Annotated in this window: 10 protein-coding genes; 3 read left to right on the top strand and 7 right to left on the bottom strand. The window is 48.5% G+C overall.

Annotated elements, in window-relative coordinates:
* Nucleotides 1-216: 216 nt before the first annotated feature.
* The 5 genes from purB to rluE are packed head-to-tail and all read right to left on the bottom strand — an operon-like array spanning nt 217 to nt 4,521.
* On the bottom strand, nt 217-1,587 hold the full coding sequence (purB, locus tag NNO03_RS22045; RefSeq protein ID WP_271450568.1) for an adenylosuccinate lyase: 1,371 nt from the start codon (nt 1,585-1,587) through the stop codon (nt 217-219).
* Nucleotides 1,588-1,590: 3 nt separating this feature from the next.
* A complete protein-coding gene (hflD, locus tag NNO03_RS22040) occupies nt 1,591-2,232 on the bottom strand; it encodes a high frequency lysogenization protein HflD (protein WP_005120991.1) in 642 nt (213 codons plus the stop codon).
* A gap of 34 nt (nt 2,233-2,266) precedes the next feature.
* Nucleotides 2,267-3,373, bottom strand: a complete 1,107-nt coding sequence (mnmA, locus tag NNO03_RS22035; protein ID WP_271442717.1) for a tRNA 2-thiouridine(34) synthase MnmA — start codon at nt 3,371-3,373, stop codon at nt 2,267-2,269.
* Nucleotides 3,374-3,426: 53 nt separating this feature from the next.
* The gene (locus NNO03_RS22030) at nt 3,427-3,888 is read right to left on the bottom strand and encodes an NUDIX hydrolase (protein ID WP_271450567.1); all 462 of its coding nucleotides are present in this window, start codon (nt 3,886-3,888) and stop codon (nt 3,427-3,429) included.
* A 9-nt stretch (nt 3,889-3,897) separates the two neighbouring features.
* Nucleotides 3,898-4,521: a 23S rRNA pseudouridine(2457) synthase RluE gene (gene rluE / locus NNO03_RS22025; RefSeq protein WP_271450566.1), complete on the bottom strand. Its 624-nt coding sequence runs from the start codon at nt 4,519-4,521 to the stop codon at nt 3,898-3,900.
* 202 nt (nt 4,522-4,723) lie between these two features.
* Between rluE and icd the strand changes: the two genes are divergently transcribed.
* The 3 genes from icd to NNO03_RS22010 all read left to right on the top strand — a co-directional run bounded on the left by icd (nt 4,724) and on the right by NNO03_RS22010 (nt 8,976).
* Nucleotides 4,724-5,974: an NADP-dependent isocitrate dehydrogenase gene (gene icd / locus NNO03_RS22020; RefSeq protein WP_003030769.1), complete on the top strand. Its 1,251-nt coding sequence runs from the start codon at nt 4,724-4,726 to the stop codon at nt 5,972-5,974.
* 561 nt (nt 5,975-6,535) lie between these two features.
* Nucleotides 6,536-7,030, top strand: a complete 495-nt coding sequence (locus tag NNO03_RS22015) for a molybdopterin-dependent oxidoreductase (protein WP_271442719.1) — start codon at nt 6,536-6,538, stop codon at nt 7,028-7,030.
* A 17-nt stretch (nt 7,031-7,047) separates the two neighbouring features.
* Nucleotides 7,048-8,976, top strand: a complete 1,929-nt coding sequence (locus NNO03_RS22010) for a bifunctional diguanylate cyclase/phosphodiesterase (protein WP_271450565.1) — start codon at nt 7,048-7,050, stop codon at nt 8,974-8,976.
* A gap of 37 nt (nt 8,977-9,013) precedes the next feature.
* On the opposite strand, the gene NNO03_RS22005 is transcribed toward NNO03_RS22010, so the two are convergent.
* Both NNO03_RS22005 and NNO03_RS22000 read right to left on the bottom strand, forming a co-directional pair.
* Complete coding sequence (locus NNO03_RS22005) at nt 9,014-9,256, bottom strand: helix-hairpin-helix domain-containing protein (protein ID WP_271450564.1); 243 nt, start codon at nt 9,254-9,256, stop codon at nt 9,014-9,016.
* Nucleotides 9,257-9,358: 102 nt separating this feature from the next.
* Nucleotides 9,359-11,446 (bottom strand): TonB-dependent receptor, encoded by a 2,088-nt coding sequence (locus tag NNO03_RS22000; protein WP_271450563.1) that lies wholly within the window; start codon nt 11,444-11,446, stop codon nt 9,359-9,361.
* Between the last annotated feature and the right edge of the window lie 79 nt (nt 11,447-11,525).

Genomic DNA, 11,525 nt, shown 5'->3' with positions numbered 1-11,525 from the left:
ATTTTATGATAATTAACTGTATTTACTGAATTTTCAAAATCGATTTTATAGTCTAACGCTGATTATGTGGCTGTGGGGATAAACATTTAATAAACCGGGGGGAATCGTTAAGGCGATAAAATTAACAAGCCGGATAGCGTTTGCGCGTATCCGGCCTGGGTATGACATCAGCGGTGGGTCGAATGAGGCGAAATCGCTATCCGGCACCAGTCCTGATTATTTCAGTTCATCAACCATGGTGATGGCGCGGCCAATATAGTTAGCCGGTGTCATCGCTTTCAGGCGGGTTTTCTCGTCTTCCGGCAGAGCCAGTCCGTCGATAAACTGCTTCATGCCTTCAGCATCAACGCGCTTGCCACGGGTCAGTTCTTTCAGCTTCTCGTATGGTTTCTCAATGCCATAACGACGCATCACAGTTTGAATCGGCTCAGCCAGAACTTCCCAGTTGTGATCCAGTTCGTCCAACAGGTGATCGCGGTTTACTTCCAGTTTGCTTACCCCTTTCAACGTAGACTGGTAGGCGATCAGCGCATAGCCGATACCCACACCCAGGTTACGCAGTACGGTAGAGTCTGTCAGGTCACGCTGCCAGCGGGAAACCGGCAGTTTGCTTGCCAGGTGCTGCAGAACCGCATTGGACAGACCCAGATTACCTTCGGAGTTTTCGAAGTCGATCGGGTTAACTTTATGCGGCATGGTGGAAGAACCAATCTCACCGGCGATGGTTTTCTGTTTGAAGTGATTCAGTGCGACATAACCCCAGACATCACGGTCGAAATCGATAAGGATTGTGTTGAAACGGGCAACACAATCAAACAGTTCGGCAATGTAGTCGTGCGGTTCAATCTGTGTGGTGTACGGGTTCCACTGAATGCCCAGGGATGTGACAAATTCTTCACTGAACTGGTGCCAGTCAACTTCCGGGTAAGCGGCGATGTGGGCATTATAGTTACCGACGGCACCGTTGATTTTACCGAGAATTTCGACCTGATTGAGCTGGCGATACTGGCGCCCCATACGGTAAGCCACGTTAGCCATTTCTTTGCCCAATGTGGACGGGGTGGCCGGTTGACCGTGGGTACGGGAGAGCAGTGGAATGTCGCGATACTGCACGGACAAGTCTTTCACCGCATCGATCAGTTGGCGCCAGTACGGCAGGATCACTTCATCGCGCGCCGTTTTAAGCATCAGCGCGTGAGACAGGTTGTTGATGTCTTCAGAGGTGCAAGCGAAGTGGATAAACTCGGCAACGGCATGCAGCTCCGGGATATCCGCCACTTTCTCTTTCAGGAAATACTCTACTGCCTTCACATCATGGTTGGTCGTACGCTCGATGGTTTTGATACGTGCAGCATCTTCTTCATTGAAGTTAGCAACGATCGCATCAAGGAAACCGATTGCGTCGGCAGCAAAAGCAGGAACTTCCTTGATCGCTGCGTGCGCGGCCAGTTTTTGCAGCCAGCGTACTTCAACCTGTACACGGAATTTCAGCAAACCATATTCGCTGAAAATCCCGCGCAGCGCGCTGACTTTATCGCCGTAGCGTCCATCGACAGGGGAAACGGCGGTCAGTGAGGATAATTCCATAGATCACAACTCCGGGGTTAAATGAGCAAGAATTTGTTTTGCCTGAGTCGTCAGGCGATTACGAGAAAACATGAGTTGCAGACGGCCTCCACCAACCTGATGCCAGAGCACGGCAGCGCGAATGCCGGCCAGAAGCGATGCGCGTACCTTAGCCTGAACCTGCGGGCTCTGGAGAATGGCCGGAGAACCCGTGACCTGAATACGCGGGCCGAGTGGGCTGATGACGTCAACATAGATACCAGCCATCGCACTCATCAACGTTTCTGACTGCAAATCAAAATGGTCCAACTGGCGCTGCAAGCCGTTGATACGGTCTCCAAGCGTGTCCATAGCGCCTTTGGCTGCTGACAGCTTACGCTCCAGCACCATCAGGCTTAACGTGTAGCGGGTGAGTTCTGCATTCAGACCCTGACGACTGCTGGCATTAAGCACGCCGAGCAGTGTTTCAAGGCCAAGGCGCAGATTGGCTTCACTGCCGCCGAACACGCCCAGCGTTGAGCTGGGGTTCATATCGATGACACTGTTCAGTGAAACGTGTAGTGCATCGGCATCACAATGCCCCTGGTGCGCCAGTTCTTGTACCAGGCGTGCCGACTGGCAAATACCTGCCAGGGCGAGGGTGATGTCATAATAATTCTTTGCCACGTTCACTGCTTCCTTGTATCAAATGTGTAAATAATTATACCGGCAGAGGCAGACGCTGTTCGATAATGCCGCCGCCGAGGCACACTTCACCGTTGTAAAATACCGCTGACTGACCCGGTGTTACCGCCGCGACGGGTTCGTCAAAAATGACTTCAATACGCTCAGCATCCAGTGCTTTAACGGTGCACGGAATGTCGGTTTGACGATAGCGGGTTTTCACTGTGCAGCGCAGGGTGCCGGTGAACGGTTGACGGTCGACCCAATGCAATTGCTGTGCAATCAGGCCAACGGACATCAGGCGTGGGTGTTCATGACCCTGAGCCACCACCAGAATATTGTTCTCAACGTCTTTATCCACGACATACCATGGATCTTCGGTACCTTCTTTTGTTCCGCCAATACCCAGACCTTTACGCTGACCCAGGGTGTGATACATCAGCCCCTGATGCTGGCCAATTTCTTCACCGTCAACGGTAATGATCTTGCCAGGTTGTGCCGGCAGGTAACGACCGAGGAACTCGCGGAATTTACGCTCGCCGATAAAGCAAATACCGGTGGAGTCTTTTTTCTTCGCAGTCACCAGACCCAGATCTTCGGCAATTTTACGTACCTGTGGTTTTTCCAGTTCACCCACCGGGAACAGACTTTGTGCGATCTGCTCATGGCCGAGGGTATAAAGGAAGTAGCTCTGGTCTTTGTTACCATCGAGTCCCCGCAGCAGACGGCTTTTGCCGTCTACATCCGCGCGACGCACGTAGTGGCCAGTAGCGATGTAATCGGCACCTAAATCTTCAGCGGCAAATTCGAGGAAGGCTTTAAACTTGATTTCTTTATTGCACAGAATATCCGGGTTCGGCGTACGACCCGCTTTGTACTCTTCAAGGAACAATTCAAAGACGTTGTCCCAGTATTCTGCAGCAAAGTTAACGGTATGCAGTTCAATGCCGAGTTTGTCGCAGACAGCCTGCGCATCCGCAAGATCGGCGGCCGCTGTACAGTATTCCTCACCATCGTCCTCTTCCCAGTTCTTCATGAACAGGCCTTCTACCTGATAACCCTGTTGTTGCAACAGCCAGGCAGAAACGGAGGAATCGACACCGCCGGACATGCCGACGATCACTTTTTTTTGGCTTTCAGACATAGGAATACTCACGACATTGAACTTCAAGGCGGCATATTCTAGCACGCAGCCCTTTACTTGACACCCTCTGTAAACGGCCAGTTAAATTCGCCAATTATTGAGAGTGGATAACGCTGTCCGCTTTGATAACAACGAATACTCTCGGCAACCAGCGGCGAACGCAGGTTTGGCGCAGAGAAGATCTCTTGCGCACTGACCCAACGACAGCAATCTATATCGTCGTCATGAGGTTCAGTAGCGCACATATTGGCAAGCTCAATAGAAAACAGAAAACGTAAAAAGGGTGTTCTGTCTGGGGCAATCCATTGATGCATTCTGATGAAGTGTTGTGGTTGCGCTTTTATCCCGGTTTCTTCCCACAGTTCGCGTGCAGCGGCTTGAATCAGGGTTTCATCGGCTTCCAGGTGCCCGGCAGGTTGATTCCACAACGCTTTGCCGTTGATGGTTTCCTCAACGACTAAAAACTTATCTTCTGCATGCACAATGCAGGCAACGGTGACGTGCGGTTTAAACATACCTGTTCCTTATACAGTTGCATCCCGCCATTGACCATTAGCGAGATTATCCAGCGTGTAATTCCCCATCGCATAACGAATTAACCGCAGTGTAGGAAAGCCGACGTGTGCTGTCATGCGACGTACCTGACGATTGCGGCCTTCATATAAGGTCACTTTTAACCAACGGGTAGGGATATTTTTCCGTTCCCGAATAGGCGGGTTTCTCGGCCATAGCCATGCGGGTTCTTCTACCAGTTCGATACCCGCAGGCAGGGTGGGGCCATCGTTCAGCGTTACGCCGGTGCGCAGAGCATCCAGCGCTTCGGGGGTTGGCTCACCTTCCACCTGGACATAATAGATTTTCCCCGTACGTTTACCGGGTTGCGTCAACCGGGCCTGCAGCGCACCGTCGTTGGTCAGTACCAGAAGTCCTTCGCTGTCGCGGTCAAGACGACCAGCAGCATAGACACCCTGAACAGGAATAAAATCTTTTAACGTTTTGCGTCCTGCTTCGTCAGTAAATTGTGGCAAAACATCGTATGGTTTATTGAACAAAACCACCCGTTTTGGCTGGTTTTCTTTACGCTGTTTAGTGACTTGTCGTGAGCTGAATCGTTCAACCCGGTGATTTCTAAAAGAAGTTTTTTGCATGGTATTTTCAGATTATATCAATTGCCGCATTATAGCCTAAGAACGAGTGTCTTTCATGGCGACGAACAATAGGGTAGTATTGACACGCTCATTACAAATCATTAACAAAAAGTTGCTCTAACGCATCCGTGTAGCAGGACGCAAATGCACATGCAGCGTGATGACAGACGAGCAGAACCAGAAGCGCTCGAAGGAGAGGTGAATGGAAAGCAAAGTAGTTGTTCCGGCGGAAGGTAAGAAGATCACCCTGCAAAACGGCAAACTCAACGTTCCTGAAAATCCGATTATCCCGTTCATTGAAGGCGACGGTATCGGCGTTGATGTAACCCCACCGATGATCAAAGTTGTCGATGCTGCTGTCGAGAAAGCCTATAAAGGCGAGCGTAAAATCTCCTGGATGGAAATCTACACCGGTGAGAAATCCACTCAGGTTTATGGCCAGGACGTCTGGCTGCCTGCTGAAACCCTTGATCTTATTCGTGAATATCGTGTTGCCATCAAAGGCCCACTGACTACCCCAGTTGGCGGCGGTATTCGCTCTCTGAACGTTGCACTGCGTCAGGAACTTGACCTGTACGTTTGCCTGCGTCCGGTTCGTTACTACCAGGGCACTCCAAGCCCGGTTAAACATCCTGAACTGACCGATATGGTCATCTTCCGTGAAAACTCAGAAGACATCTATGCGGGTATTGAGTGGAAAGCTGACTCTGCTGATGCTGAGAAAGTGATTAAATTCCTGCGCGAAGAGATGGGCGTGAAGAAAATCCGTTTCCCGGAACATTGCGGTATCGGTATCAAGCCATGTTCCGAAGAAGGGACTAAGCGTCTGGTTCGTGCAGCGATTGAGTACGCTATCGCTAACGATCGTGATTCTGTTACCCTGGTTCATAAAGGTAACATTATGAAATTCACCGAAGGTGCGTTCAAAGACTGGGGTTACCAGTTGGCGCGCGAAGAATTCGGTGGTGAACTGATCGATGGCGGTCCGTGGGTTAAAATCAAGAACCCAAAAACCGGTAAAGAGATCGTGGTTAAGGACGTTATCGCCGATGCGTTCCTGCAACAGATCCTGCTGCGTCCAGCTGAGTACGACGTTATCGCTTGTATGAACCTGAACGGTGATTACATCTCTGATGCGCTGGCTGCACAGGTTGGTGGTATTGGTATCGCACCGGGAGCCAACATTGGTGACGAATGTGCACTGTTCGAAGCCACCCACGGTACTGCACCGAAGTACGCGGGTCAGGATAAAGTGAACCCAGGTTCCATCATCCTGTCTGCAGAAATGATGTTGCGCCATATGGGTTGGGTCGAAGCGGCTGACCTGATCGTTAAAGGTATGGAAGGCGCGATTAACGCGAAAACCGTAACCTATGACTTCGAACGTCTGATGGACGGCGCTAAGCTGCTGAAATGTTCAGAGTTTGGTGACGCGATCATCGAAAACATGTAATCCAGATTCTGGGTTGTATGAGAACGGGAGCCGGGTGGTTCCCGTTTTTTTTAATGAAATTTGCTGGCGATTAAAACAGCTATAAACCGGCTGTGGCTCGGGGCGAATATAGGGGGCACTGCGCAAGATTTGTATTTTGTACCCTCATCTGGATATCTCTACCCGTCTAGCAATCATATTTTTTATGGATAAGCAGCAAAACCAGGTCCTGGTGATTCATTGCGCAACACGCATTCGATGAGAGGTGCGAAGCGCTCGGTTGGAAAAACAATATCCTGTTGTTGCATAAAAAAATAGACCTTTATATTCGTGTGTGTTTATTTTTACTGACTAAACAGGTGGCTTATTTTTTGTACGGCGATAGTGAAATTTACTGTGCCTCAAATAACATCAACAGCCTTTTTTAAACAATATTAAAAAATGAATGATGGTTAACTTATTGATTTCAATGAATTAAAAAACGGATGGGCTTTCTGCATCAATAATCGCTGGGTAGCATGTGTAAATAGCATAATAACTAAATTATAATTCTCTTACATTCGATAGATTGGTGAGGTTAGAATGCGGTTAATTGTTATGTTGTTAAGCTTCGTTGTCACTACTCAGGTCTGGGCTGGTGAACTTCCCAAGCCTGTCGGTAAAGTCCTTTTAACACTGTCCGGTAATATAGAAAATACCAATGAAGACGGGAAAGCCGTTTTTGATATCGCCAGTCTCGAGAAACTGGGCACAGTAAGTTTCCAGACTACCTCACCCTGGTATAATGGACGCACTACCTTTACGGGTATCTCTCTGCAAAAGCTCATGGATTATGTCGGGGCAAAAGGTTCTGTTGTTAAGGTCACTGCGCTCAATGACTACACCACCGCTATCCCACTCAGTGATTTCAAGAAATATAATGTTATTCTTGCGCTAAAAATCAACGGAGAATATATGCGCATCCGTGATAAAGGCCCGCTATTCATCGTGTATCCCTATGACAGTATTCCTGAACTGAATAATCAGATTTTTTATTCAAGGTCAGCATGGCAGGTCAGCTCAATGAAAATTGAGTAGAGGTTCAGAGGACCATCATGAACAGAATACTGGCTGGCATTATATTCTTCCTTTTTATATCTACCGGATATATATCTTTCCTTGTGCACGAAAGACAACAAGAGCTACAGAAACTGACCCACTATGCCGACTCATGGTCTGCTGTTCAAATGGTATCAGAATATTACCGATTTGAATCGTGGCTTGGTCTCTACATTAGTGATGATACGATGACGCTTGATGCTGTACGCCTGCGTCTCGACATTATGCTCAGCCAGAGCGATTTAATAAAAGAAGGTGATTTAGGACATTATATAGAAAGTAATCCAGCGCATTATGAACTGGCTATACAGCTTGAGAAAATGCTTAATTATCTGGATGTTCATCTTGAGAAAATGAACCGTTCAGAACTCAAGACATATTTGAAAGAAATGCATGCGCTTGATGCACCGCTAGCCCATCTTTCATCCGGTGCATTAGATAAAGATGTTAGCTCGATTAATAATACAAATACGAATATTCAAACCCTGTATTATATATATTCGGCGACTTCAGTATTGCTTATAATATTGAGTGCGATACTGGGGATTCTGATTTTTTTCCAGAACAGAAATATTTTGAGAGCACACCTCCAGGTTAAGTGCCTTGCTGAGGAACTTCAGGAATCTAAAGAAAAACTGCAGATCCAGAATGCAAAACTGGAGTATGACGTCTATCACGACTCGCTCACCGAAATGAATAATCGCCAGTTGTTCTGGGGGGATTTAAGTAAAACCATCGCGATGGCAGAAAAAAACAATGACTCTGTGACGGTGATGTTGTTCGATTTAGATCGATTCAAAGAGGTAAATGATACGTATGGCCATGACGCCGGGGATATGTTATTGCGTCAGATATCCCATCGTTTGATTTCTATGAGCCAGGGTTCAGACACGCTATATCGCTTAGGTGGCGATGAGTTTGCGTTTCTTTCGAGCGGTCTGACAGAGAGCCGTGCCGTTTCCCGAGCTCAAAAAATATGTGATTATATCAACCAACCCTACACTATTTATAACGCAATTATAAATATAACCACTTGTGTTGGTATTGTTATCTCAGAAACTGAGCACCGTTCCGACTACCTTTATAAATTTGCCGATCTGGCGCTTTATGAAGCGAAAAATGAAGGCTCGGGTAAAATAAAAGTCTTCCGGCAGCGGATGTTAGAAAAGCTGCAAGAAAGCAGAACCCTTGAACATGATATGGCAATGGCCATAGTGAATAAAGAATTCGTGGTTTATTACCAACCTATTGTTGATTCTTTCAGCCGGGAAATTTACAGCTATGAAGCTCTTATTCGTTGGATACATCCGCTAAAAGGACTTCTGTCGCCGGATAGTTTTATTCCTGTTGCTGAAAAAACAGGCATGATTAACGAGATGGGAAAATCTGTGCTTGAAATTGCTTGCCGGGAAGCGGCTTCCTGGGTGATACCGGTTAAAATTTCAGTCAATGTTTCACCTGTCCAGCTAAGCAGCAAGGCCTTTGCCGGAATTGTGCTGTCCATTCTGAAAGAAACCGGACTTCCGGCAGACCGTCTCGAGCTGGAAGTGACGGAATCCTCTCTCTTTACCGAGAGTAATACGCCGATGAATACACTTAACAAGCTCAGAGCCCTGGGGGTAAAAATTTCCATTGATGATTTTGGTACCGGCTACTCTTCTCTTTCGCGACTGAGTCGGCTTGCCTTTGATAAAATCAAAATAGACAAGTCGTTTGTGCATTCGATATCTACTCAGGAAGACGCCCTTAATATCATCAGGCTTATTACGGGTATGGCGAAATCGCTGAATATGAAAGCTGTTGCAGAAGGTGTCGAAACAGAGGAACAACTGGCAAGCCTTCAGGCTCTGGGCTGCGATTTCGCGCAAGGGTATCTGTTTGGTAAACCGCAGCCGGGTATCAATGGGAAAATCAGAAACGGTTAAATCGCGCACGTTCCTCTTGCTCGGGTGATACGCTAAATCAGCGTAACGACGACGCACTTGCCAGCGCTAAGACGTTGGCAATTGCCGCTTTCGCTTGCGGGCTGTTTTTCCAGCACGTCGAGCCGACCATAGACGCCGCTTGCTGGGTAATATCCTCGACAGTAGAGTTTTTGAGATCGGCAAGCGAGTGGAAACCCAGTTGCTCAAGCCGCTCGATGACTTTGGGGCCAACGCCATTTAATGACAGGAGTGCCTGACGTTCAGTGGTTGAAAAGGGCATTGTCTCTCCTTACGTATGCGCAATACTGACAATCCGCTTACGAAAACACGCTGATAGCGGCCAGGCTATCAGTTATAGCCTGGCCAACAGAGGTAAGCAAAACTAGAACTGGTAGTTTAAGGAGACCCAGTAGTTACGGCCGGGGTTGACGTATCCGGTCGTGGATTGTGCAGTCTGATAGTAGTCGCCCGCATAAGTACTATTGCGGCCAACCTGGTACAGTGTGACGTCACTAAAGTCTTTATCCAGTACGTTGTTCACCGCTGTATTCAGCGTCAGTTCTTTGGTCAGCTTATAAGACATCCCCATGTCCAGAACGGTCCAGGCTTTTAAATTTGCGCCTTTGTCGTCATACACCGCCTTTTGTACTGCGCTGAGGTTGTCGTAATTCTCCGTATAGCGTGGAGCCTTACCGCGGTAGCGAGCGCTCAGCCAGGCGTTCATATCTTCCGTTGCCTGCCAGTTCAGACGGGCGTTCGCCATGTGTTTCGGGGTATAACTCAGTGGCGCGCCTTTATTCTCGCCATCTTTTTGCTTGCTCTGGGTATAGGTGTAATTGAGAGATAAACTCAGCGAGTCCGACCACAGCGGGAATGTACTGGCAAACTCGATACCATCGGTTCTTGCTTTACCGCTATTGGTGTAGCTGTTGGTATTATCATCGATAGAATACGAAACGATTTTATTTTTGTATTCAGTATAGAAACCCGTGACGTTGGCGTTCAGCCCAGCGTCATTCTCATAGTAAAGCCCGGTTTCGTAACTGGTACTTTCTTCAGGTTTAAGGTTCGGGTTCCCGACGGTATTGACGGTTCCCTGTGCCGTCACGCCGCTGATGCCGTTATGAAGTTGGCTGAGCGATGGCGCTTTATAGCCCGTTGTGACACCGCCTTTGAGGGTCCACTCGTCGGAGACGTCCCAGACCATATAGGCGCGTGGGCTGAGGTGCCCCCCAAAGACGTCGTTATGTTCATAGCGTGTCCCCACGGTTAAGGCCAGAGAGTCGAGGATATGCCACTCATCTTCAGCATAGGCCGACCATGTTTTCTGGTGGAATGTCTCGCCGGTATTGGCCAGCACGACACCGTCCTTCATGCGGGCATCCCAGTATTCCCCCCCGAGGGTCAACAGGTGCGCGTCACCTAACGGCGTCAGCAGCATGGAATCCAGAATAACGTTGGTGTTCTTCAGTTCACGCGCGTCGCCAGCCCGGTTCGCGTTCTCTGGTGTCAGTGCCGAGGAGACCAACTGGCGGCCTTTATTCTCGGTTTCATTCCAGCCCACAGAGGACTTCCAGGTCCCAAATGTTAATGCGGTGTCGTGGCCGAGCGTCACTTTGTTACGTTCATAGCGCAGCGTCTTATCATATCCGCCGGTCAGATTGCCAAGTTGTCCATCATCGTTATCGTAGCGTTGTCTGGCGGAATCGAGATCCAGCCACAACGTATTGCTGTCGCTGGTTTTCCAGTCCAGACGAGTACCGATATTGTAATTCTCGGATTCCGTAGGATACGGCACGCGGGTGGAAGAGGTATCACTCAGAGAAGTGACACTGGAGCCTTGACGCTGCGTGGTGCTGCCGCGAACCTGCATATCCAGTACACCTGCGATCAATGGGCCGCTTGACCAGAAGTTGGCGACCGTGCTGTTACCCCATTTATTACTTTCTTGCAGGTTAACGCCAGTATTAATGGATGTGCTCCATTTATCGGTGCTCTTTTTGGTGATGATATTGACGACTCCGCCAATGGCATCGGAACCGTATAACGTCGACATCGGACCGCGGATCACTTCAATATGGTCGATTGCCGCCAGTGGAGGCATAAAGCTGGTGTTCATGGCCGAAAAGCCGTTCGGTGTCACGTCGCTGCTTCCATTTTGACGGATACCGTCAATCAGGAGCAGGGTATAGCTGGCTGGCATACCACGGATGCTAATTTCCAGACCGCCGGTTTTACCCGTGCTGCTTTCGACATCCACACCTTCCACAGAACGTAGAGCTTCACCTAAATCGTTATATTTATTGGTCTGCAACTCTTGCTGTGAAATAACGGAAACGCTGGCAGCCGCGTTGGTGATCTTTTTTTCGTAACCCGAAGCGGTTACTACCATCACGTCTTCAGCGAAGACAAAGGGGCTGGTAAACCCTATGCAGGACAGAACGACAGAGGCAACAGGTTTTAAACGCATAGTCAAACTTCCTTTGTTAAAAATTCAAAGGCAGTAAGATAATTGATGAAAATGATAATACAAATAATTATCATTATAT

Origin of the sequence: Citrobacter sp. Igbk 16, from assembly GCF_028069755.1 — a bacterium.
Taxonomy (GTDB): Bacteria; Pseudomonadota; Gammaproteobacteria; order Enterobacterales; family Enterobacteriaceae; genus Citrobacter.
This window is presented reverse-complemented; position numbering and strand designations above follow the sequence as displayed.